Source organism: Paenibacillus cisolokensis (genome assembly GCF_018403665.1).
Classification (GTDB): domain Bacteria; phylum Bacillota; class Bacilli; order Paenibacillales; family Paenibacillaceae; genus Paenibacillus_AH; species Paenibacillus_AH cisolokensis.
This window is the reverse complement of record NZ_BOVJ01000165.1, coordinates 20,761-42,558: the sequence shown is the minus strand read 5'-3', so window position 1 is coordinate 42,558 and position 21,798 is coordinate 20,761. Positions and strand designations below refer to the sequence as shown.

Sequence of the window (21,798 nt, the reverse complement as noted above, 5' to 3'; positions counted from 1 at the left end):
CCTTTACAGCCGTGTCCATCTCATCCCTCCTTGCTCGCCATTGCGATTTCTTTATGGTCATACCGAAACGAACGTTAACGCGTTCAGCCGTCCGGGACGGCTGCGGTCCACCGCCTCCAGCCACAGGCAAAGCTCCGCGCGGCGATCCCGGAACCATACGCCCGGCAGGTAGAACGTATCCGGGCTGCCCCCGGTCATGATCGGCCTTGCGTCGCCGCCAGGCGTCCATATGCGGCCGACGATGCGCCCTTCCATCCAGACGGTCAGCTTCAGGCCGCTGCCGTCGACACGGACGCGCCACCCTTTCCCGCCCGCGGAATTATCGCATGTGCCGTACAGCCAGGCCGTGCCGCCCGGTTCGAGCTCAAGCGGGAACTCCGCGAGCGCGGCTCTGTCCCGCACATCTACCGCCTGCGCCAACAGTTCCCGCTCTCCGGCTGCGCCGAGCGTCCAATCCGCCGCCTCCACCCCTTCGTACAGCAGCACCTTTCCGGCGGGCAGACCGAGCATTCTCTCGGCGTAAACGGTCAGCTTCACAGGCCGGCCCGGGACGACATAGGGCGTAATGTCGACATAAGGATCGAACGGATTCACCTCGCCGGTATCCCGGCCGTTCACATACAAGCGAACGAGCGATTGCAGCCCATCGAAGTGCAGCGTCCAGGAATCGGCGGCTTCCGATGTCGGAACCGTGCGGCTGTAGCATTCGCGAGCGGGATGGTCCGCCGACAGCCAGCCTCCGAACGAGACGACCGGCAGCAGGCCGCTGTCGATGCCGTCCTCCGGCTCCGCTTGACCGGCAGGGCCGGCAGTCCGCCGCACCCGCCAGTTGCCCGACACGTTGCGAACGTCCGTAATGGCCGCCATCCCTTTCATTCCTTTCATGGCCGACAGCCGCAAGCCGGGAAGGCGGATATCGTCGAAGTTCGAATGACCCCATATTTCAGTGCGGGCCGCAAGACGTTCGACCGGCGCTTCCGCAGCGAGCGGCACATAGCGGCTGCTCCCGCCGGGTACGACGGTTCCGGCGTAACGGCCGTCCGCATACAGCGAAATGACATCGCTGCCCCGGCGGATCAGCACGCCCTTCACCGGCGGCCTGCCCGGGCGGGACGGCACCGTCGCCCCATACCATGCATAGCCCCTGTATATGCCTTCCGTCTCCAGCCATGAGGGCGACGCCAGCTTTTTACAGCCGTCCGGGCCGGCTGTCGGCAGCGCGGGCGGGACATCGCAGCGCCTCCATTCCTGCACCGCCTGTTCCGCCGCATTCGAACGCTGCGGAGGCTTGACTAGACGGACCGACCCATCCTCTTTTAATTCATCCATATAGAGCGCTTTCAATCTATTTGTCATGATGAGCCTGAGCAACCGGCCGTCCTGAAACCGGATAAGGCAGCGCGCCTCCCGGCCGGAATCGAACGTTACGACCACGTCGCCGTCCCGCCGGATGGCGGATGCATGCTCCGCCGCAATTACGGCCGGCTCCTCCAGGCGCAGCACGACCGTTCCTTCGCCTTCGGCATGGAAGGCGAGCGCCGCGCCTTCTGTTCCGGTAACGGCCATGTGCAGTTCGGCCGTCGAGCTTACGATCGTTCCCGCGAACCCCCAGATGGAGAGCGGCACGCCGTACGGCAACGCGACCGACTTCCCCGCCGGAATCGTAATTGTGGCCGGTTCGCGGCCCGCTTCTTCCGCCCCCGGCACCGCTGCCGTTACGGTCTTGTCGTCATCGGTCAAGTTCGTCAAGAACAGGAGGCTCCCGCCGCCGTGCAGCTTCAGCGCCGCCGGACCGGCGACGCCGACGGCTTGCCCGGCCAGCGCCGGCCGGACGCCGGCCGCAGCCGCCCGCGCAAGCGGAGCGCCGTAAGCCGCGATCAGCCGGCTCAGCAGTCTCCCCTCGTAAGCTTCCTCCCGGATATGCCCTTCGGGCGAAATCATCCCCCCGAAGTCGTAGTCGCTTGTCAGGAAGGCGAGCGGCCGGCCCCAATTGTTCGTCGCGTTCGTAAAGCCGAAATCGGTGCCGGACACTTGCAAATACGGACCTAACAGCTTCACGCCGCAGGATAGGAGGCGCCGGAGCAGCGTGTGCGACCGGTTCGTTTCCGTTACGAGCAGCGGATATCCCCGTTCTTCCAGCAACGCCCGGTAATGAAGCACCTTCGCCTCCAGCTCGGGATCGCGATTATCCGGGTAAAAATTGCATGTCGGCATAACCCCGTCCGCCAGCCCGGTCGCCTGGACGATCCCGCCCTGGCCCGCGCAAGCGAAAAGCGGTACGGTAATGCCGCATTCGAGCGCCATGTCCCGCAAGGCGGACATATATCCGCGCGGGTCCCCGCAACCGTAAAAGTCGAGCTCGTTATCCAGTTGAACGGCGATCACCGTTCCCCCTTCCCCCGCCTGGTTCGCCTTCAGAATCGGCATAATCCGGTCGAACCACCGGGATACGTCGCGCAAAAGCGGGCGTCGTTGTCGCGCAGACGGAGATTCGGCCGGGCAAGCAGATAGGCGGGCAATCCGCCTCCGTCCCATTCGGAGCAGATGTACGGTCCGGGTCTGGCCACCACCCACAGTCCCGTCTCGGCCGCGAGCTTCAAAAAAGCGTCCGCGTCCCGCTCGCCCTCAAAATCCCACTCTCCTTCCCGCAGCTCGTGGTAATTCCATGGAAAATACACATCGATACTGTTGTAGCCGATCGCTTTCAACTGTTCCATCCGTTCTTTCCAGAGCAGCCTCGGGATACGGAAATAAAACAGCGAGGCGCATAGCAAAATCAGGGGCTCGCCGCCGATCCGGACGGCATCCGTTTCAAACCGCACGTTCATTCTTCCTTCGACAGCCTTGCTCAAATCGCTCCCTCCCAATCCGCTTGTTGGGCGCTACCGATGAAACCCATTTCATAATTGTGTATGTAACGGGTTTCATTAACATGAATGAAACGGGTTTCATTTTGTTCCGCAATTGTGCTCCGCCTCGATGTAACTTGATTTTATTTGACAGTGAAAGCGTTGTCAATGCGTTTGGAAAAATTTCGTTTCACCTCCGTTTTCCGGGCGGAGCGGTCGATTCCCTGACGATCAGTTCCGGCCTTAATTTCGTATTCTTTTTCACTTTGTCCCGGGTAATGAGACGGTGCAGCAGCTCCGCCGACGTCCGGCCAAGCTCGTGGCATTTTAGCGAAACGCTCGTAAGCTCCGGAATGCTGTTTGAGGCGTACGGAATATCGTCGAAGCCGACGAGCGACAGATCCTCCGGCACCCTGAGCCCGGCTTTATGGGCCGTCTTCAATGCGCCGATCGCCACCAGGTCGTTGGCGCAAAAACCGCCGTCGGCCGTTCGGAGCCGCGAAGAAGCCGCTCCATCAACGCCTTGCCGCTTTCTACCGAGAATCCGCCGTCCAATATCCATTCCCGGCGGATCTGCAGGCCGTGCCTGCGCATCGTTTTCGTGAAGCCTTGCTGACGCTGGATCGTATTCGACATGTGCCGATACCCCCCGACGAACGCGATGTCCCGGTGACCGAGCTCGATCAGATGCTGCGTCGCCAGTTCCGCCCCTTCCGTTTCGTCGGTGTAGATGCGATACAATCCGCCACCGGGCAAATTGCCGTTAAGGAGCAAAATCGGCACCCGCTTCCCCGCTTCCACCACCTCCTGAACCATTTCCTTGTCCGGCCGGGCCAGATTGATGCGCCCCCCGATCATAATAATGCCGTCGACCTGCTTCTCCATAAGGAGGCTCAAATATTGGGATTCGCGCACGTACTGGTCCGCGGAATCGCGGTTCGTGGAAACCGTATCGCACAGGAAGAACGTGTATCCTCTGCTCCTCGCCTCCTGTTCTACGCCGGCAAGCACCGCGGGGAAGAACGGATTCGTAATGTCCGGCAGTATAATGCCGATCATGCCCGTTTCCTTCTTGAGCAAACTTCTGGCCAGCGCGTTCGGCTGAAACTGGTGCTTGTGAATCAGCTCCATGATCCGGTCCCGGGTCGCTTTCTTGACCGGCGCCGTGTTGTTGAGCACGCGCGATACCGTCGCAACCGAGACGTTGGCTTCCCTGGCAATGTCGTATACGGTAACCGTCTTCATTTCCGTTCACCCTCTTACGTTACGAAAATTATGCAGGCGTCCTTGCCCATGCAGCATAACAGACTTCGCGGCCATTGAACATCCGGCCGTCCGGCCGAAAACCGTGAACCCCCCCTCTCAATGGAGACGAAATACGGTATGCTCGACAAAAGTATCCGTCCGTCCCAGACATTGCACGGTCCTGCCGTCAGTGGCAATATCGATGTCGCGGTAATGGTCGCATCTGTACACTTTGGCGCCGCGGCGGCCGAATTCGTGCAAATTTCGGATAAAGGCCGGACGTTCTTCCGCGATAAGCGAATTGCAGGGAATGATGACGATTTGCGGGTTGCAGGCTGCGACGAACTCCGGCGTCGTCGATTCGTTGCCGCCATGATGCGCCGCTTTCAGCAAAAAGATGTTTTTACTTCCCCGTACTGGCCGGAACGCATAATCGATTCCGCTTGCACCGCTCCGCAATCGCCGGGAAAAAGCGCGGTAAACCGCCTGTACTTCATCTTGAGAACCAGATTCAGGTTGTTCAGGTTGACCCGCGCGCCCTCTTGCACGAACGACTCGTCCGGCACGGCAATGACATCGAAGCCAAGATCGTCGTTAATGCGAATCGTGCTGCCGATATGCGATTCTCCGATCCGCGTCACGTTCTGGCCGCATGCCCGCATAAGCTCGTGCAGCTCGTTCCATAACGCGATGTTCGGTTCCCCCAAATCGCAATGCGCCATCGCCGACTCGGAGATCGGCGAGTACAGAAACTCCCGGACCGTCAACGCCGGATCCCGCAGCAGATCGATCATGCCGCCAAAATGATCATTATGCGGATGGGACAGAATGAGCCGGTCGATCGTGCGAATGCCGTTCGCCTTCAGATAAGGGATAATGACGCTCGCCGCCTGTCCCTTCTTCCCCGCATCGAGCAGCACATGGCGAACCCCGCTGCCGTCATACGCGCTGATCAGGAAGCTGTCCGCCGGATTCGATTCGGGAATGCCGAGCGGCACACGATCCCGCGTATTGAGATCGAACGCATGAATTTTGCAGTACCCGGCATGCGCGTCAAACCATTGCTCGTTCAACTGATTTCGCCTCCGATTCCATATGAGGGGTCTGCTTCCGTTCCCTAAAATACTGTACCACAAAATCCCTGAATTGGCGTGCGGCAACAGAAAGATACCGCCGTTCATGCCACACGAGATGAAAATGCCGGCGGCAAACCGGCTGCTCGATGCGCAGTATATGCAAAGAATTGTTCGGACCTGCGCAATTGCCGACAAGCCCAACGCCCAGTCCCGCCTGGATAAGGCTGGAGATGGCCGAAGGTTCGTCTACCCGGCAGACGAAATTGGGCGTAAAACCGGCCGCCCGGAAAAAATCTTCGTTCATCTGCTGAAACGGAATCCCTTCCTTGTACCCGATAAACCGTTCGCTCGCGACCTCGCTTAGCCGGATGCTTTTCCGCTTCGCCAGCCGATGGTCGGGCGGAACGGCCAGGTATACCTCCTCGCTCAGCACAGCTATCGCGCGAAGTTCAGTCTGAATTCCGGTCCGGTCCGTCGGCAGCGGCGTAAAGCACAGGTCGACCTCGCCCGTTTCGACAAGCTGCGCCATTTCCTTCAAGGAAGCCTGGGTAATCCGGAACTGCACTTTCGGATGAAGAGCCAGAAATTTTCCGATCGGTTCCGCCAGCCGATCCAGTGTCGACGTCGCCAGATGGATGCCGCCATGCTCCAGTCCGGCAAGCTCGGATACTTCTTTTCGCCCCTCTTCCAGCAGCATGAGCGCCGCTTCCACCCGTTCCAGAAACGCCTTGCCGTACGAATTAAGCCGTATTTGCCTGCCGTGCCGGTCGAACAGCGGCACCCCGATATCTTCCTCCAGTCTGGCGATCGTCTTGCTGAGCGCGGGCTGTGCGATCCGCAGCTCCTGGGCCGCTTTCGTGATATGCTCCAACCGAGCCACCGTTCGAAAATATTGCAGCTGCAGCAGTTCCATCTCGTTCTCTCCTTCGCTTATATACTTCGGTATATATAACATATGATTGAAAATATATTTTTGTTTATTTACAGTCCATTATACAATAAAGCCAGCAAGTCACGTTATTTCGCGTTAACGATTCGGAGACAAAGGAGAGAGAAGTGTCATGGAAGTTGCGGCAGAAAAGCCGAATCGTGAAAAGCTGCTCCTTATTCTGGCTTTCACGCTTGTCATATCGGTCATGAACGCGACGATGTTCAATATTGCGCTGCCCGAAATTCGGGCCGAATTCGCGCTGTCGGTCTCGCAGGTCAGTTGGGTCACGTCGGCCTATCTGCTCATCTATGCGATCGGAACGGTCATATACGGGAAACTGGCCGACATTTACAAACTAAAACATCTCGTCGCGGTCGGGCTTGCCGTATTCGCCCTCGGATCGGTCGTCGGACTGGCCGCCGAGGCGTATTGGTCGGTGCTGCTCGGACGGATTTTGCAGGCGGCCGGCGCAGCGGTCATTCCGGCGACGGCTTCTATTATTCCGGTCAAGTATTTCCCCGCGGAAACAAGAGGGCGGGCCCTCGGCATCACGATGACCGGGCTTGCGATCGGGAGCGCAATCGGTCCCGTTGCCGCCGCCCTGGCGATCAGTTTCGTCCATTGGCGGTGGCTGTTCATACTGCCGATGTTCACGCTGATCGCTATTCCGTTCTATCGCAAAAATTTGGACGACAACCGCCAGGCCGGCGAAGAACGCATCGACTGGCTCGGCGGCGGACTGCTGGCCGGCACGGTCGCCTTCCTGCTGATCGCGATTACGGGAGGAGGATGGGCCTTTATTCCCGGCTGTCTGCTGCTCGTCTTGTTCGCCATCCGCATCCGTTCGGCGCCGGAACCGTTCATCCGCCCCGGGCTGTTCCGGAACAAAGGCTATTCGACCGGACTTGCGATCGCCTTCCTCAGCACCGGCATCGGGTATTCGCTTGTCTTTTTGAGCCCGCAGCTGTTGACCGATGTCAACCGTCTTGCGCCGGGGCTCGTCGGCTTCGTCATGGTGCCGGCCGCCGTCGCGACCGCCATTCTGGGAAGACATGGCGGCAAAATGGCGGATACGAAAGGCAACACCTTTCTGTTCTGTACGGCCGCCGCGTCGCTGCTTACTTGCTTCGTGCTGATGTCGTCGTTCGCAACCGTGTCTCCGGTTCTCGTCTCCATCTTTCTCATATTCGGCAACGTGGGACTTTCGTTCATGCTAATCGCCCTTTCCAATGCGATTTCCCGAATGGTGCCGAAGGAGCAGAGCGGCGTCGGCATGGGACTTCTATCGATGCTGAACTTTATGAGCGGAGCGGTCGCCACCGGCGTGTACAGCCGAATCGTCGACCAGGGAGCGGCGGCGGTATGGAATCCGCTAAGCGCTCATACCCCCGCTCCCGTATACAGCAATCTTTATTTGGTTCTCGCCCTGCTCGTCGTGATCCTCATGCTGCTTTATTACAGATTGTTAGGGGGGAAAACGAAATGATCAAAATCGCGATGATTGCCGGCAGCAACCGCCGGAACGCCACCAGTACGCTTCTGCTCCGGCATATCGGCGACAGGCTGGCGGCCCGGAACATCCGGGCGGAGCTGATCGACTTGCACCGGCTGCCGCTGCCGCTCTATTCGCCCGATGCCGGAGATGCCGATCCGAACGTCCGGATTTTGCTGGAAGCGGTCCGCGAGGCGGACGGCCTGATTCTGGCGACCCCCGAATATCACGGATCGGTCTCCGGGGTGCTGAAGAACGCATTGGATTACATCGAGATCAGCCACGTATCGGGAAAACCGGTGCTCGTCGCAAGCTCCTCGGGCGGACCGGTCGGCGTCAGCTCGCTCACTCACCTGCAGAGCATCGTGCGCAATTTGCACGGCGTCAATTGTCCGGAATGGATCTCGATCGGAGGAGAATTCCGCCGTTTCGGTCCCGACGGCGCACCGGCCGACGAGAAGACGAGAGAGCGGGTCGAACGCGCGGTCGACCGGTTCGTCGCTTTGACGCTGGCGCTTCGGAGCGATCGGCAAGTCGAAGCATAAGGTCCGGTTGCGATCGGTTTCATACCATACGGCAGGCCAACCGCCGGAGAAAGGTTGAGGAGAAATGAAAAAGGCGATTCGAATGAAAGCGGCGGCCATCACCGCATTCGGTCCGGCCGATGCGCTGCGCGTCATGGAATTCGATGCGCCCGAGGTGCGGGCGGGCGAGGTGCGGGTCCGCGTCAAAGCTGCCGGCGTTCAACCCGCGGACACGGCAGCGCGCGGCGGTTGGACGCCGCCCGGCGCAGAGATCCGTTTCCCGCTAATATTAGGCAATGAATTCGCGGGCATTGTCGACCAGGTCGGGGACGGGGTCGACGACTTCGCCGTCGGCGACGAGGTGCTCGGCTTTCGGACGCTCGGCTGTTACGCCGAATATGTGACGGTCAGCGCCGACCAGATCGTCCGGAAGCCGCCCGGCATGGCCTGGGAAGCGGCCGGCGCGCTGTCGGCCTCCGGTCAGACCGCGCATACCGCGCTGCAGGCGCTGGGCGTCGGACCGGGCGATACCGTGCTGATCCATGCCGCCGCCGGCGGCGTCGGATCGATGGCGGTTCAGCTCGCCCGGGCCTGGGGAGCGAGCGTCATCGGCACGGCAAGCGAGGCGAACCATGACTATATTCGTTTGCTCGGCGCGATCCCGGTCCGTTACGGGGAAGGATTGGCCGACAGAGTCAGAGCGCTCGCGCCGGACGGCGTAAGCGCGGCGCTTGACGCCGCCGGGGGCGATGCGGTGGACGCGTCGCTCGCACTGGTCGCCGACCGCAGCCGGATCGGCACGATCGTCGCCTACGACCGCGCCGAAGCGCTCGGCATACAGTGGCTCCGAAGCCAGCGAACCGCAGCCCGGCTTGCCGAGCTGATCGCCATGCACGAACGGGGAAGCCTCAAGGTCCATATCCGCAGCGTCTATCCTTTGCACCGGGCGGCCGACGCCCATCGGGATGTCGAGAGCGGACACGGCCGCGGCAAAGTTGTGCTGACTATCGATTGACGGCGGCGCAGAGAGATCCGACAAAAAATGCCCGGCATTCCTCAATAGCGAGGAATGCCGGGCATTTTTGCCGTTTTCCGAAAATCAATGTTATTTAAGCCATCGTTGTTTATATCACGATATCATCGTACAGGCGAGCAACAATCCCGAGATTATCCATATTATCGACCGGATGCAGTCGATTATTTATCTGTTCCGCCGAACGGTCGTCTACCATAAGCGCCCGTTCCTGATCGACGAACACGAGGAAATATACGAATCGATCAAGGCGCATGACGGAAACAGGGCGGAGCGGCAAATGCAGGAGCATTTGCAGGCCGATCTCGATTTCTGTCTGCATCTGCTGCGCCGGTAATCGGCCGGCGGGTACCGTCCGACTCCCTGCTGCCGCCCCGCCCCGCGGTATTTCAGGGTCGCTTCATTTTTTCGCCGCGTTCAGCTCGATTACGTTACGGTCGGGATCGAGCAGAAAAATTTGGGCGAACCCGGTTACGCTGTCCCGGTTGGCCGTATGCTCGATTCCTTTCCGGCGCAGCCAGTCGACCGTTTCATCGAAATCGCGGACGCGTATGGCAAAGTGCCCGTCGCGCGTATCGATTCCGCCCGTACGCTTCGTTTCCCCGTTATGGACGATCAGATGCAGCTGCTGACCGGTATCGCCGACCGCGTACCACTCCCCCGGAAAGTCGAAAGGCGGCCGCTCAATCGTCTTTAACCCGAGCACTTCCTCATAAAACGCCTTCGCCCTCTGCAAGTCGGTCACGATCAGACTGACATGATGAATCCCTTCATGCTGTACCATCTTCCCACATCCTTTACCTTTTTTGCTGTCATCATACCATACATTCGTCCGAAGGGACTGGTTTACGCTCCATAAAGGCGAAGGGCATTTCGGCGGATGTTAATTCGAACCGCGGCAGTGCCGCGGCGGAGGCCGATCCGTTCAGGAATAGGAGGGGTCGAGAGAAGAGAATATGCGATGGATGAGAAATGGCGTTTACAGGCACCTTGTTGAAGATCTGGCCATAGACTGCATCATCTTTCGGTTCGATCGAGCAGCCGTCCAGCCGATTGCGCCGCTGGACGGCATGCTCCCGATACGGGACGCCGGTTGACGGAAAGAGAGTGCTGTACGGCGCCGGATTGTCGAAAATGCCGCGCCGCACTTACAAGGGCTTCGATTGTTGCTGCTGATGCTGCGAAGGAGGCGATTCCGGCCGGCCACGGCCACGGCCCTGGCCGGCGGCGGCCGTTCGGGAAACGGGCTGCCGCCGCGCATCGTTGATGACGGCGAACGGCAGCCTGACGGCCGTTTCGGCAATGGACCACAGCTTCGGCAGCGAACCGCAGGCCGCATGGTCCGGGCCAGGCTTCATCTTCTCGCCGTCGCCGGGGAAGCGCCTGTCATACACGGAATATCGTTCGGCGGCGAACGCGCCTCGCGATCGCCGGCACGGGACGAACCCGGTTAATTGAGCGACAATAAGTCCTTCTGATTCCCGGTGCTGACGGCAGGCGTATCATGGTCATTGTACCGTTTGCGCTCTGTACGGTCGATCTGAACGATCTTGCCGTCATGAACCGTAATGACAACCGATCCGTATTCCAAGCCGTTTACCCGCTCCAAAATCCGTTCCAGTATCACTTGGTCAACTTTCAAAGCCTTTGCCATGCTTTTCGCCTCCTAACTTTGTTTGAAGCCCCGTTGCCCGATACTGCGGCGCGCCCCGGTCAAGTCTTTTCTTCTACGTTAGGGCGCGCGGCCGATTTACGCTCGATAACCGCCTTCGCGATCAGCGTTGCAACGGCCAGCAAGACCAGCAAGGAAGAAACGGCGAACGACGCCGAAAATTGATATTCGTTATATAAAATTTCCACATGCAGCGGCAGCGTGTTCGTCTCGCCGCGGATATGGCCGGAGACGACGGATACCGCTCCGAACTCGCCCATCGCCCGCGCATTGCAGAGAATGATGCCATACAGCAGGCCCCACTTGATGTTCGGCAGCGTAACGTAGCGGAAAATTTGCCATCCTTTGGCCCCGAGGCTGGCCGCCGCTTCTTCTTCCTGTACGCCCTGCGCCTGCATCAGCGGGATAAGCTCCCTGGCGACGAACGGGAAAGTGACGAAGACGGTCGCGAGCACGATGCCCGGCAGCGCAAAGATGATCTGAATGTTTCGTTCGTCCAGCCAAGGACCGAGAAATCCGTGTGCGCCGAACAGCAGCACGTAGATCAGCCCGGCAATGACCGGAGATACGGAGAACGGCAAGTCGATGAGCGTGATCAGCGCATTTTCCCGCGAAACCGGAATTTCGTGATCGCCCAGGCGGCGGCAATGCCGAATACGGTATTCAACGGCACGGCGATCGCAGCAGTCAAGAGCGTGAGCCGCAGGGCGGACAATGCGTCTTTCTCGGTGATGGATGCGATGTAAACCCCGACGCCTTTTTTGAACGCTTCGACAAATACGGTAATTAGCGGCAAGCCGACGATGAATGTCAAAAACAGTAAGGCGACAGCGATCAAAATCCATCTTACCGGCGCCGATTCCGTAATATGCTTCGGACGATTCGCCGATTCGGGCGACAAATGCGCGGTAACGGCTCCTGCCATCGGCGTCCCTCCTTATGAAGTCGTCGTGTGGCGATTCGCCCGCCACTGCAAATAATTGATGAGAAGCAGCATCAGAAACGACACGACCAGCATAACGAGAGCGATCGCGGTCGCACCCATATAATCGTACTGTTCGAGCTTCGTCATGATGAGCAGCGGCGCAATTTCCGTTCGCATCGGCATATTGCCGGAGATGAATACGACCGACCCGTATTCGCCGATCCCTCTTGCGAAAGCGAGCGCGAATCCGGTCAGAAGCGCCGGCACAAGCTCCGGCAGGATGACGCTGCGGAATGTGCGGAAGCGATATGCGCCCAGCATGACGGCCGCCTCCTCCACCTCCTTCTCCAAATCCTGCAGCACCGGCTGAACGGTGCGGACGACGAACGGAAGGCCGATGAACATCAGTGCGATCGTAATGCCAAGCGGCGTGAAGGCGATCGAAAGGCCCAGTCGTTCGGCATACTGGCCGATCCAACCGTTCGGCGCATAGATCGCCGTCAGTGCGACGCCGGCCACGGCGGTCGGCAGCGCAAACGGCAAATCGACCAGACTGTCCACGATCTTCTTGCCCGGAAATCGATACCGGACAAGGACCCAGGCGACCAGCAGTCCGAACACTACATTGACCGCCGCCGCGAACAGCGCAGTCAGGAAGCTGACGCGATATGACGCCAGCACCCGGGGATTCGCAACGGCATCCCAAAATTCGCTCCACGACAATCCGGCCGTCTTAATGAACACGCCGGCAAGCGGAATCAACACGATCAGGCAGAGATAGAAAATCGTAAAACCCATGGACAATCCGAAGCCGGGCAAGACGTTCTTCGATTTGGAACCTTTCATGTGAAGTCAGCTCCCTTATTCCCCCGCCGCCTTATGAACCCGGCACATAAATTTGGTCGAAGATGCCGCCATCGTCAAAATGCTTCTGCTGCGCTTCGCGCCATCCGCCGAAATCCCGGTCGATCTGAAGAAGCTCGACCGTTTGGAATTTATCGGCATATTTCTCGGCAACGGCCGGCAGCGTCGGACGATAATGATTTTTCCCGGCCAGATCCTGGCCTTCTTCCGAGTACAAGTATTGGAGATAGGCTTCGGCCACTTCGCGCGTACCTCTCGCATCGACGTTCTTGTCGACGATCGCCACCGGCGGCTCCGCGAGAATGCTGATCGACGGCGTCACGATTTCAAACTCGTCTTCCCCGAATTCCTCAAGAGACAGGAGCGCTTCGTTCTCCCAGGCGAGCAGCACGTCTCCGATTTTGCGCTCGACGAACGTCGTCGTCGCTCCGCGGGCGCCGGAATCGAGCACCGGCACGTTCTTGAACAACGCGCTCAAAAACTCTCTCGCTTTCGCTTCGTCATTGCCGTTCTGCTTGAGCGCATAGCCCCATGCGGCCAAATAGTTCCAGCGCGCGCCTCCCGACGTCTTCGGATTCGGCGTAATAACCTCGACGTCCGGTTTGATCAGATCGTCCCAATCCTTGATGCCTTTCGGATTGCCCTTGCGCACCAGGAACACGATCGTCGACGTGTACGGCGAACTGTTGTTTTCGAACTGCTGCTGCCAATCCGGTTCGATCAGTCCGGCATCGGCAATCGCATCGATGTCGTAGCCGAGCGCCAGCGTGACAACGTCGGCCTTCAGACCGTCAATGACCGTGCGGGCTTGCTTACCGGAGCCGCCGTGCGACTGCTTGAAGGTCACAGTCTGCCCGGTCTCCTCTTTCCAATGCTTTGCAAATGCTTCGTTATACTCGACGTAAAATTCGCGGGTCGGATCGTAGGATACATTCACAATTTCCACGGAACCGCCGCCAGATCCGGACTCTTCGTTGGCGGATCCGCAAGCGGTCAGCGCCAGCGAAAATGCAAGGATGATAACAAAAAGACGAGCGGAGGAAAATGCGCTCACGAATAACACCTCTCAAAATAATGGCGGATAAGTTCACATTGTCTACTACGGTCGTCCGGTCGCATAAACGTGTATTCCTACCTTTTTAGTTGGGTATATAAATCATATCAGCCGCTTTTTGGATTGTCAACGTTTTTTTTGCTTCCTATAGGTTATCCCAAGCTGCCCCAAAACCGGAAACCGCCCTCCACTTGCGACAATTGCCCGTATAAACCGCGCCACTCCTGCCGCCGCCCGGATCGACATCCTCGACGCAGGTGCGAACTCCGGATTCCACTTGCATCCCATACAGGCACCTCCCGAATTGAATCTCCCTCGAACCTATACTACTCATCGGAGCGGAAGTAGGTGAATGCCCATCACGCGGCAAGCCTTGTTCCTGGACCTGAGACGGGTGCAAATCTCATTCGGGAGCCGGTGTTTGGCATACCGGCGCTGATGCTACACTGTTTTATAGAAATCGGGACGGCGTGTTCGGTAAGAAGAAAAATGTCGGAGCAAGGAGAAATCGGAAGATGAGAAGATTGTTTGGGATTATTTTGGTAATCGCAGGAGTAGCCGGCTTGTATCACGTCTGGTCGGGAGGCGATATTTCGCTGCACCGCATAGGAGCCTTGCTGTCGCGCGAGGTGAATATCGAGAAAGCCGTCGATGTGGGGGCGGTTGAACATATTCGGATCCATACGGACAGCGCCAACGTGCGAATTGTCAAAGGCGAGTCGGAACAAGCGTATGTACGTTTGCAAGGAAGCGCGGGGCGCCATTATGCGGACAATATCGACCTTCATGTCGAACAGCAAGGCGATACGCTTGAGCTGGGCTTGGAGATGCCCGAAAAATTCTGGTTCTTCTTCAATTTCACCAATGTTACCCTGGACGTAACCCTACCGGAAAAACAATGGAATACGGTGGACGTTGAAACGGGCAGCGGCAATATTACGATCGATGGGCTCGAAACCGATTCGTTGGCTTTTGACGCGGGCAGCGGCAATGTGAAGCTGATTGACGGGCAGGCCGAAATCAAAGGAAAGGTCGGATCGGGAAATATTCTTGTCGAAACCCGCGAATTGCTGCACGATGCGGATCTTAAAACCGGCAGCGGCAATGTGACCGTCAAACTTGCCGAACGTCCGGAATCGCTGCACGTCGATTACCGCGGCGGTTCCGGTCAGGGCCGAATTCAATGGGACGGCTTCGTGTACGAGCAGGAATCGGATGAGCGCGATGTCGTCAAAGGCTCGTTCGGCTCCGGCGAGGTGCAATTATACGTGCGTACGGGTTCGGGAAATTTCACGCTGAAATAGACGACAAGCAGAAACGACTCCGTCGTCCCAGTCTGAGGACGCTGCAGCCAGGGCCTTAATTCGCTCGAGCCGCCACCCACGGGCCATGCGCCCCGCATTGCGAACCCCCAGGTTTTATTCGCTCGCTCCATTCCCGCTGGGCGCCCGTTTGCAAACCTCCAGTTTTTCTTCGTTCGCACCAACCCTCGCCATGTGCCTGTTTGCGAATCTCCAAGTCCTTATTCCGGCGCACCACCCCCGCCATGCGCCTGTTTGCGAACCTCAAGGGCCTTTTCGTTCCCGCCATTCCCGCTGTGAACTGCCACCGTTTGCGAAATTGCTTTACTTCGGCTCCGTGGTAGGCCGGCATCAGAAAGGAAGATAAACACCTTATAAATGAACAATGCTGCAAAAGTGCAGTTTTTCCGGGCGAAAAATAACCAAAACGTGAAAATTGCTGCTATAATACAGTTTTTTGGTGCATTCAATCCATATATGGGAAAATCACTAAAAAATACTGTATTTTGCAGGATTTCACGCCATAGTCATCTATTCGGTCCAAAATTCCTGCACTTTTGCAGTATTCGCCAAAGCAATCTGCCGGAAGACGGGGGACGCTGAGGCGGAACATACCGACGCACCGGAGATGATGAGACGGAAAACAAGGCGCTCCGGCGGACCGGAGATGATGAGACGGAAGACAGGCGCTCCGGCGGACCGGAAACGATGAGACGGAAGACAGGCGCTCCGGCGGACCGGTGACGATGAGACGGAAGACAGGCGCTCCGACGGACCGAAGAGAACGTAAACTGGCGCCGGTTAGACAAGCAGCCGGACAAGGGACAGCCCTTGTCCGGCTGCTTGTTTAGGTTGCAGTTGCCATCGTTGCAAACCGCAACCGTGTAGCGTATGATGATCTAACATAAACTTTCTTCGGCCTACGGCTTTTGAGCAAGTCAGCCAAGATCATGATTTAGAAAGGAGAATGTGAAGCTTGATTACATTAAAAACGCCGGAACAAATCGAACGGATGAAAAAGGCCGGGCAGCTCGTCGCCGAATGTCACAAAGCGATGGCCCCGATGATTCAGCCGGGGGTCACCACGCTGGAAATCGACGCCTTTATGGAACGCTTCATCCGCGAGCGCGGAGGAATACCGATGACGATCGGCTACAAAGGCTATCCGTTCGCCACCTGCGCCTCGGTCAACGACGTCATCGCCCACGGTTTTCCGAACCGGACGCCGCTCAAGGAAGGCGATATCGTCACCATCGATACGGTGGCGCAGCTCGACGGGTGGGCCGCCGATTCCGCTTGGACCTACGCGGTAGGCCGGATTTCCAAGCAGGCGGAGAAGCTGATGCGGGTCACTCGGGAATGTCTGGAGCTCGGCATCCGCCAGGCCGTCGTCGGCAACCGGATCGGCGACGTCATGAGCGTCATCCAGAATCATGCCGAGTCCAACGGATTCTCCGTCGTGCGCGATCTGCTCGGTCACGGCATAGGCAGGGAAATACACGAAGAGCCCAGCTTCCCGCATATCGGCAAACCGGGCAAAGGTTTTCGGCTGAAAGAAGGCATGGTGCTGACGATCGAGCCGATGATCAACGAAGGCACTTACCACATGCTCATCGATGCCGACGGATGGACGGCGCGGACGGTCGACGGCAAGCTGTCCGCTCAATACGAACATACGGTGGCGATTACGGAGGACGGTCCGGTCGTCTTGACCGATCAGGGGTAAGCAAAGCAAGGCATGCCGGATTGCATATGCGTCCGGCATGCCTTGCTTATGGCGTGTGCGGCCCTTCGCCGCGCCGGCGAAGCGGATGAAAACAAACATTCCGGCAAAAATACGGAAGCCGTCCCTGCCGGCCCTAATGCAAACGGCCGCAAGACGGAGGCGCTCCTCCGCCCCGGCGCGAATCTTCGCGCGCATTGCGGCAAACGGCTTGCCGGCATGCTGCTGCGGCCGCTCAGGTACGCGCTCCCAGCTGCTGTTTCAACGTTTCGATGCCTTTGAGCAGCGGGGCATCTTCCTTCTTCAGCTTCTCGCTCAAACGCTGAACGATGCGGTAGGACGTACGGTCGTTCAGCTCTCCCGTCACATCCAGCTTCTCATCCCGCTGGAACGATTCCAGCGACCGCTTCGTCGCCTCGTCGAACAAGCCGGGCGTACCGTCCGCAGGATACCCGAGCGCTTCGAGCATCGACTGCAGCGTTTTGACATGCTCTCCGTACGATCCTTCCTTCAGCAGCGTACCCGAAGGCAGCGGCGGAAGAGAGGCGTATTCGGGAAGCGATACTTTTATAGTGGGCTCGACGCCCTTCTCATTTATCCATTGTCCGTTCGGCGTCCGCCATTGCGCTTCCGTCAGGCTGAGCACCGAACCGTCATAAAATTGCCTGAACCGTTGAACGACGCCTTTGCCGTACGTCGTTTCGCCGATAACGGTGGCGCCGGCGGATTCCTTCAAAGCGGCCGCCAACACTTCCGAAGCGCTCGCCGAGTGGCTGTCCGTCAGAACCGCGATCGGCAGCTCCCAAGGCTTCTCTTGCTTGGAGCGGTACGTAATAACCCGCTTCTCATCCTTGTATACGACTTGCAGAATCGTCTTGTCTTTCGGAATGAGCCGGTTTGCAATGTCGATCGTCGGGGTAAGCAGCCCGCCCGGATTGGAGCGCAGATCGAGCAGCAGCGCCTTCATGCCGTCTTTCTCCAGCGCTTCTACCGCTTTGTCGAATTCCTCCGCCGTCCGCTCGGCGAACCGCGTCACCGTCACAACGCCGATGCCGCCTTCCCGCATCTCGTAAGAAACCGACTCCTGCTTGATCGGCGCCCGTGTAAGCGTCACCTGAAACGGTTCGCTCAGCCCGGAGCGGCTAATGCCGATCGTTACTTTGGTCCCTTCTTTGCCGCGCAGCTTCTGCGCGAGCTCCTCGGTCGTCTTCACCTCGACCGGCTTGCCTTCCAATTGAACGATGACGTCCTCGGCGCGCAAGCCGGCCTTATCCGCCGGCGCATCCTTAATAACGGAAGTGATAATGAACTTGCCGTCTTCCTGTCGTACGGTCACGCCGATCCCGACAAACTCGCCCTCGTAGCTTTCCACATAAGCTTTGCCTTTCTCTTTCGACAAAAAGCGCGAATACGGATCGTCGAGCGAAGCGACCATCCCTTCCGCCGCTCCGTTGATCAGATCGGAAGGGTCCGTATTCTTTAAAAAATCCGCACGGATCTCATTATAGGAGGCGCTCAGATTGCGGAAGGCCGGCTCGGCTATGATCGGATGCTGCGCGATCAGCGACAATCTTCCCCCTACAAAGCCGAGCGCAACCAGCGCGATCCCGATTGCCGTCCAAAGAAAAGATCGACGGCGGCTTACGTTTCCGATTCGTTGCATTCTCTCATCTCCAGTCCCTGTCAGCGCCGGAACGCCCGGTGCCCCGGACTCGCCCGGATCGTCCGGATCGTCCGGCGGCCGGCGCAATCGGCCTTTTCCGTTCCTATCTTCGTACAAACCGTTCTGCAGTTGTTCCGAAGTCGTTTCGGAACGCCGAACATCGTTTGTTGTCCATCGGATATGGAACCATTATACTACATCGGAAGGCGCCACATAAAATCGCCATCGCCCCAAAACCCGCTCCCGCCTTGATGACGGTCCCGATTTTCGTTACAATCAACCTGGCTTCATCAAAGAGAGACCATGCTTTCTTATACTTTGAATACGGCGCGAAAAACAGAGAGGAGATTTGACCTTCCATGTACCGACTTGTTGCCATCGACGTGGACGATACGCTGCTGACCGACGATTTGACCGTTACCGAAGGAACCCGCCGGGCGATGGCCGACGCGATCGAGAGAGGCGTAACGATTACGCTTGCCACCGGCCGCATGTTCGCTTCCGCCGCCCAGGTCGCGAAGCAGATCGGGCTGAACGTCCCGATCATTACGTACCAGGGCTCGCTTGTCAAAACCCCGTTCGACGGACGTGTGCTGTACGAGCGCTCCGTGCCGGCGGATGCCGCGCATGAAATCAACCGCTATTGCGAGCGGCACGGGCTGCATCTGCAGCTCTATATCGACGATGTTCTTTATACGAAGGAAGACAATGACAAAGTTCGCGGTTATTCGCGGATATCCAACATCCCGTATGTAGTGGAACCCGATTTCGGCAAGCTGCTGCAGCAGCCTTCCACGAAAATGCTTATCATCGACGACCCGGAAGAGCTTGACCGGATCGCCGCACAATTGGGGCCGGTCGTCGGCGACAAGGTGCATATGACGAAATCGAAGCCTCATTTTCTGGAGTTTCTGCATAAGGAAGGAACGAAAGGCGACGCCCTCCGGTTTATGGCCGGACATGTCGGCTGCGGCATGGATCAGGTGATCGCGATCGGCGATTCGTGGAACGACAGCGAAATGATCCGGGCCGCCGGACTCGGCGTGGCGATGGATAACGCCGTTCCGGCCTTGAAGGAAATCGCCGATTACGTTACCCGCTCGAACAATGACGAAGGCGTGCGGCACGTCATCGAGAAGTTCGTGCTCGGACAGGAATAGGCGGGAAACGTCAAACAGGCTCCCAAGAGGAGCCTGTTTGACGTTATGACCGCCGGCCGGCAAGCGCTACAGATCGGCCAACACTTGAAACCAGATGCCCTCTGGCGAATAAAGCGTCTTGCGCACTTCCGGCCAACCTCCGAGATAGCCGATATCGAACAGCCCGGCCGGCACGACGTAGCGATCCTTGACCTCTTCGGCCGCCTTCTCGTTCACCGGACGGAACCCGTAATCGGCGAGTATCCGCTGCGCTTCCTCTCCGCGCAAAAACTCCACGAAAGCCTCCGCCACTTCGCGCGTTCCGTGCTTATCGACATTTTTGTCGACGACGGCGGCGGGATTCTCGATCAGAATCGTATCCTCCGGCACGACGATGCTGTAGGGGACGCCTTGCTTGATGCGCGCCAGCAGCTCGTTCTCGTAGGTGACGATCACATCGCCTACACCGTATTCGAAAGCGGCCATCGAGGCCCGTCCGCTCTTGTCGAGCGACTCGACGTTGGCGTGAATCCGCTTGAGGAACGCTTTGGCGTAGGCGGGGTCCTTGCTTCCGGTCTCGGCCTCGGAACGCTTCAGCCCGGCTCCGTACATCGCATTAATATCCCACTGCGCGCCGCCCGACGTTTTCGGGTTCGGATAGAGCACCTTGACGCCTTTGCGGGTCAGATCTTCCCAATCGCGGATGCCGAGCGGATTGCCTTCCCGCGTGCCCATGACGACGATGGAGCGGGTAATCATGCCGTCATACGGGACATTCCGCCAATTATGCGTAATCAAACCCGCATTCGCCACTTTGTCGATGTCGCCTTCCATGGCCAGTACGGCAACATCGGCCTCGAAGCCGCCGGCGATGGCCCGCGCCTGCGTGCCCGACGCTTCGTACGATTCCTGAAACGACACCGTCTGTCCGGTCTTCGCTTTCCACTCGTCCCTGAATTTCGGCAGCAGCTCCGCGAACGCATCCTTCACGACCGAATACGCGCCGATCACCAGGGTCACATCACCGCCATCGCTTGCCGCGCCTTCGGATATCGCCCCATGCTGCTTCTCCGCCGGCGCGCGCGAGCAGCCGGCCGCCAGAAGCGCCGCCAGCAGAATGACGGCCGCGAGCGACAGCAACGGCGGCGATGACGGCAGCGAGGCGAAAGCCAGCTTTAATATGCGATTCACTCGATTCCTTATCATCATTCCACAACGCTTTCTCGCCGCAAAAGTAAAATTAAATATGAATCGGCATCGGATCTTCCTTCAGCCTGTTCTCCATCATCCAGCTGTCCCGCTCGTTGAACAGATATGCCCGGTGCACCAGAACGCTCACTTCCTCGCCCGGATGAAACGCCTCTTTCTCCAAAGAACGGTACGTCTTCAGCGTCGTGCCGTTCACGTCGACCTCGACAAGCCATTCGCTCCCCCGAAAATGCAGCTGCCGGATACGCCCTTCCATCGTGGCGGACTGCAGCCGAATTTCGCCCGCCTTGCCGATCTCGATATATTCCGGCCGGATGAGAGCGGTCGTTCCTTCCCAGACCGCCGCCTCCTCGAATCCTTTGATCCGGCCGATGTCGTGAACGATCGTCGATTCCCCGATAAAGCTTGCAACGAACGGCGTCTCCGGGTTTTTATAAATATCCCAGGGCGTTCCTTTCTGCTCCAGCCGCCCTTTGTTCATGATCATAATTTCGTCCGCCACCTCGATCGCCTCGTCCTGGTCATGGGTGACGAAAATCGAAGTAATGCCGACCCGGTCGATCAATTCCTTGAGCCATGTGCGAAGCTCCGTCCGAATTTTGGCGTCGATGGCCGCGAACGGCTCGTCGAGCAGCAGCAGCTGCGGCTCGGGGGCCAGCGCCCTCGCGAACGCGACCCGCTGGCGCTGGCCGCCGGACAACTGATGCGGGTAGCGGTGCTCGAACCCTTTGAGACCCGTCAGCTCCAGCAGCGACATGACGCGCTCCCGGATTCGATCTTTCGGCTGCTTCTTGACTTTGAGTCCGAAGGCGACGTTGTCGTACACCGTCATATGCTTGAACAGCGCGTAGTTTTGAAATACAAACCCGATCCCCCGCTCCTGCGGCGGCAAATCGTTGACCCGTTTGCCGTGAAACAGAATGTCGCCGGACGTCGGCGTTTCCAGACCCGCCAGCATTCGCAGCACCGACGTCTTGCCCCCGCCGCTCGGACCGAGCAGGCCGATCAGCTTGCCCTTTTCAATTTCGAAGCTGACATCGCTGACCGCGTGAAAATCGCCGAACGATTTGTTTAATCCGCGAACCTCGATATGCATGC

The 21,798-nt window shown here is 58.4% G+C and carries 19 protein-coding genes and 3 pseudogenes; 7 read left to right on the top strand and 15 right to left on the bottom strand.

The window, feature by feature from the left end; translation table 11 throughout:
* Window positions 1-57: 57 nt before the first annotated feature.
* The 5 genes and pseudogenes from PACILC2_RS21135 to PACILC2_RS21110 all read right to left on the bottom strand — a co-directional run bounded on the left by PACILC2_RS21135 (window position 58) and on the right by PACILC2_RS21110 (window position 6,083).
* Window positions 58-2,828 (bottom strand): annotated as a pseudogene (locus tag PACILC2_RS21135) (beta-galactosidase).
* A 211-nt stretch (window positions 2,829-3,039) separates the two neighbouring features.
* Window positions 3,040-4,094 (bottom strand): annotated as a pseudogene (locus PACILC2_RS21125) (LacI family DNA-binding transcriptional regulator).
* Window positions 4,095-4,211: 117 nt separating this feature from the next.
* The gene (locus tag PACILC2_RS21120; protein WP_213530662.1) at window positions 4,212-4,487 is read right to left on the bottom strand and encodes a ComEC/Rec2 family competence protein; all 276 of its coding nucleotides are present in this window, start codon (window positions 4,485-4,487) and stop codon (window positions 4,212-4,214) included.
* Window positions 4,481-5,167 carry a ComEC/Rec2 family competence protein gene (locus tag PACILC2_RS21115; protein WP_213530660.1) on the bottom strand — a complete coding sequence of 229 codons (687 nt, stop codon included), beginning with the start codon at window positions 5,165-5,167 and terminating at the stop codon, window positions 4,481-4,483. Before PACILC2_RS21115 ends, PACILC2_RS21120 begins: the two co-directional genes overlap by 7 nt.
* Window positions 5,148-6,083, bottom strand: coding sequence for a LysR family transcriptional regulator (locus tag PACILC2_RS21110; RefSeq protein ID WP_213530658.1), 936 nt, complete (start codon window positions 6,081-6,083; stop codon window positions 5,148-5,150). Before PACILC2_RS21110 ends, PACILC2_RS21115 begins: the two co-directional genes overlap by 20 nt.
* Window positions 6,084-6,231: 148 nt before the next feature.
* Here PACILC2_RS21110 and PACILC2_RS21105 point away from each other — a divergent pair, with 148 nt between their 5' ends.
* From PACILC2_RS21105 to PACILC2_RS21090, 4 genes are all read left to right on the top strand, one after another.
* Window positions 6,232-7,587 (top strand): MFS transporter, encoded by a 1,356-nt coding sequence (locus PACILC2_RS21105; protein ID WP_213530656.1) that lies wholly within the window; start codon window positions 6,232-6,234, stop codon window positions 7,585-7,587.
* A complete protein-coding gene (locus PACILC2_RS21100; protein WP_213530676.1) occupies window positions 7,587-8,138 on the top strand; it encodes an NADPH-dependent FMN reductase in 552 nt (183 codons plus the stop codon). Before PACILC2_RS21105 ends, PACILC2_RS21100 begins: the two co-directional genes overlap by 1 nt.
* 82 nt (window positions 8,139-8,220) lie before the next feature.
* Complete coding sequence (locus PACILC2_RS21095) at window positions 8,221-9,132, top strand: NADP-dependent oxidoreductase (protein ID WP_213530674.1); 912 nt, start codon at window positions 8,221-8,223, stop codon at window positions 9,130-9,132.
* Window positions 9,133-9,199: 67 nt separating this feature from the next.
* Window positions 9,200-9,487, top strand: a complete 288-nt coding sequence (locus tag PACILC2_RS21090) for an FCD domain-containing protein (RefSeq protein ID WP_372447193.1) — start codon at window positions 9,200-9,202, stop codon at window positions 9,485-9,487.
* Window positions 9,488-9,550: 63 nt separating this feature from the next.
* Here the strand turns inward: PACILC2_RS21090 and PACILC2_RS21085 are convergent, their stop codons facing one another.
* The 7 genes and pseudogenes from PACILC2_RS21085 to PACILC2_RS21055 all read right to left on the bottom strand — a co-directional run bounded on the left by PACILC2_RS21085 (window position 9,551) and on the right by PACILC2_RS21055 (window position 13,665).
* Window positions 9,551-9,934: a VOC family protein gene (locus PACILC2_RS21085; protein WP_213530654.1), complete on the bottom strand. Its 384-nt coding sequence runs from the start codon at window positions 9,932-9,934 to the stop codon at window positions 9,551-9,553.
* A 31-nt stretch (window positions 9,935-9,965) separates the two neighbouring features.
* The gene (locus tag PACILC2_RS21080) at window positions 9,966-10,298 is read right to left on the bottom strand and encodes a hypothetical protein (RefSeq protein ID WP_213530651.1); all 333 of its coding nucleotides are present in this window, start codon (window positions 10,296-10,298) and stop codon (window positions 9,966-9,968) included.
* Window positions 10,299-10,508, bottom strand: coding sequence for a hypothetical protein (locus PACILC2_RS21075; RefSeq protein WP_213530650.1), 210 nt, complete (start codon window positions 10,506-10,508; stop codon window positions 10,299-10,301).
* Window positions 10,509-10,600: 92 nt separating this feature from the next.
* The gene (locus tag PACILC2_RS21070) at window positions 10,601-10,804 is read right to left on the bottom strand and encodes a YezD family protein (RefSeq protein ID WP_062495106.1); all 204 of its coding nucleotides are present in this window, start codon (window positions 10,802-10,804) and stop codon (window positions 10,601-10,603) included.
* 59 nt (window positions 10,805-10,863) lie between these two features.
* Window positions 10,864-11,747: pseudogene (cysW, locus tag PACILC2_RS21065) on the bottom strand (sulfate ABC transporter permease subunit CysW).
* A 12-nt stretch (window positions 11,748-11,759) separates the two neighbouring features.
* On the bottom strand, window positions 11,760-12,593 hold the full coding sequence (gene cysT / locus PACILC2_RS21060; RefSeq protein WP_062495110.1) for a sulfate ABC transporter permease subunit CysT: 834 nt from the start codon (window positions 12,591-12,593) through the stop codon (window positions 11,760-11,762).
* Between the two features lie 31 nt (window positions 12,594-12,624).
* Window positions 12,625-13,665 carry a sulfate ABC transporter substrate-binding protein gene (locus tag PACILC2_RS21055; RefSeq protein ID WP_062495112.1) on the bottom strand — a complete coding sequence of 347 codons (1,041 nt, stop codon included), beginning with the start codon at window positions 13,663-13,665 and terminating at the stop codon, window positions 12,625-12,627.
* A 515-nt stretch (window positions 13,666-14,180) separates the two neighbouring features.
* Here PACILC2_RS21055 and PACILC2_RS21050 point away from each other — a divergent pair.
* Window positions 14,181-14,969 carry a DUF4097 family beta strand repeat-containing protein gene (locus PACILC2_RS21050; RefSeq protein WP_213530648.1) on the top strand — a complete coding sequence of 263 codons (789 nt, stop codon included), beginning with the start codon at window positions 14,181-14,183 and terminating at the stop codon, window positions 14,967-14,969.
* A 973-nt stretch (window positions 14,970-15,942) separates the two neighbouring features.
* The gene (gene map / locus PACILC2_RS21045) at window positions 15,943-16,692 is read left to right on the top strand and encodes a type I methionyl aminopeptidase (RefSeq protein WP_213530646.1); all 750 of its coding nucleotides are present in this window, start codon (window positions 15,943-15,945) and stop codon (window positions 16,690-16,692) included.
* A 232-nt stretch (window positions 16,693-16,924) separates the two neighbouring features.
* Here map and PACILC2_RS21040 read toward each other — a convergent pair whose 3' ends face one another.
* Complete coding sequence (locus tag PACILC2_RS21040; protein ID WP_213530644.1) at window positions 16,925-18,352, bottom strand: S41 family peptidase; 1,428 nt, start codon at window positions 18,350-18,352, stop codon at window positions 16,925-16,927.
* A 359-nt stretch (window positions 18,353-18,711) separates the two neighbouring features.
* Between PACILC2_RS21040 and PACILC2_RS21035 the strand changes: the two genes are divergently transcribed.
* Window positions 18,712-19,512: a Cof-type HAD-IIB family hydrolase gene (locus PACILC2_RS21035; RefSeq protein WP_062495119.1), complete on the top strand. Its 801-nt coding sequence runs from the start codon at window positions 18,712-18,714 to the stop codon at window positions 19,510-19,512.
* Between the two features lie 66 nt (window positions 19,513-19,578).
* Here the strand turns inward: PACILC2_RS21035 and PACILC2_RS21030 are convergent, their stop codons facing one another.
* Window positions 19,579-20,649, bottom strand: a complete 1,071-nt coding sequence (locus PACILC2_RS21030; protein WP_372447195.1) for a sulfate ABC transporter substrate-binding protein — start codon at window positions 20,647-20,649, stop codon at window positions 19,579-19,581.
* Window positions 20,650-20,731: 82 nt separating this feature from the next.
* On the bottom strand, window positions 20,732-21,796 hold the full coding sequence (locus PACILC2_RS21025; protein ID WP_213530642.1) for a sulfate/molybdate ABC transporter ATP-binding protein: 1,065 nt from the start codon (window positions 21,794-21,796) through the stop codon (window positions 20,732-20,734).
* Window positions 21,797-21,798 lie beyond the last annotated feature (2 nt).

Coding starts and splice junctions, on each gene's coding strand:
- PACILC2_RS21075 (WP_213530650.1), bottom strand. CDS start 10,508: ATGAAGCCTGGCCCGGACCATGCGGCCTGCGGTTCGCTGCCGAAGCTG.
- PACILC2_RS21110 (WP_213530658.1), bottom strand. CDS start 6,083: ATGGAACTGCTGCAGCTGCAATATTTTCGAACGGTGGCTCGGTTGGAG.
- PACILC2_RS21050 (WP_213530648.1), top strand. CDS start 14,181: ATGAGAAGATTGTTTGGGATTATTTTGGTAATCGCAGGAGTAGCCGGC.
- PACILC2_RS21040 (WP_213530644.1), bottom strand. CDS start 18,352: ATGCAACGAATCGGAAACGTAAGCCGCCGTCGATCTTTTCTTTGGACG.
- cysT (WP_062495110.1), bottom strand. CDS start 12,593: ATGAAAGGTTCCAAATCGAAGAACGTCTTGCCCGGCTTCGGATTGTCC.
- PACILC2_RS21025 (WP_213530642.1), bottom strand. CDS start 21,796: ATGCATATCGAGGTTCGCGGATTAAACAAATCGTTCGGCGATTTTCAC.
- PACILC2_RS21085 (WP_213530654.1), bottom strand. CDS start 9,934: ATGGTACAGCATGAAGGGATTCATCATGTCAGTCTGATCGTGACCGAC.
- PACILC2_RS21105 (WP_213530656.1), top strand. CDS start 6,232: ATGGAAGTTGCGGCAGAAAAGCCGAATCGTGAAAAGCTGCTCCTTATT.
- PACILC2_RS21095 (WP_213530674.1), top strand. CDS start 8,221: ATGAAAGCGGCGGCCATCACCGCATTCGGTCCGGCCGATGCGCTGCGC.
- PACILC2_RS21035 (WP_062495119.1), top strand. CDS start 18,712: ATGTACCGACTTGTTGCCATCGACGTGGACGATACGCTGCTGACCGAC.
- PACILC2_RS21070 (WP_062495106.1), bottom strand. CDS start 10,804: ATGGCAAAGGCTTTGAAAGTTGACCAAGTGATACTGGAACGGATTTTG.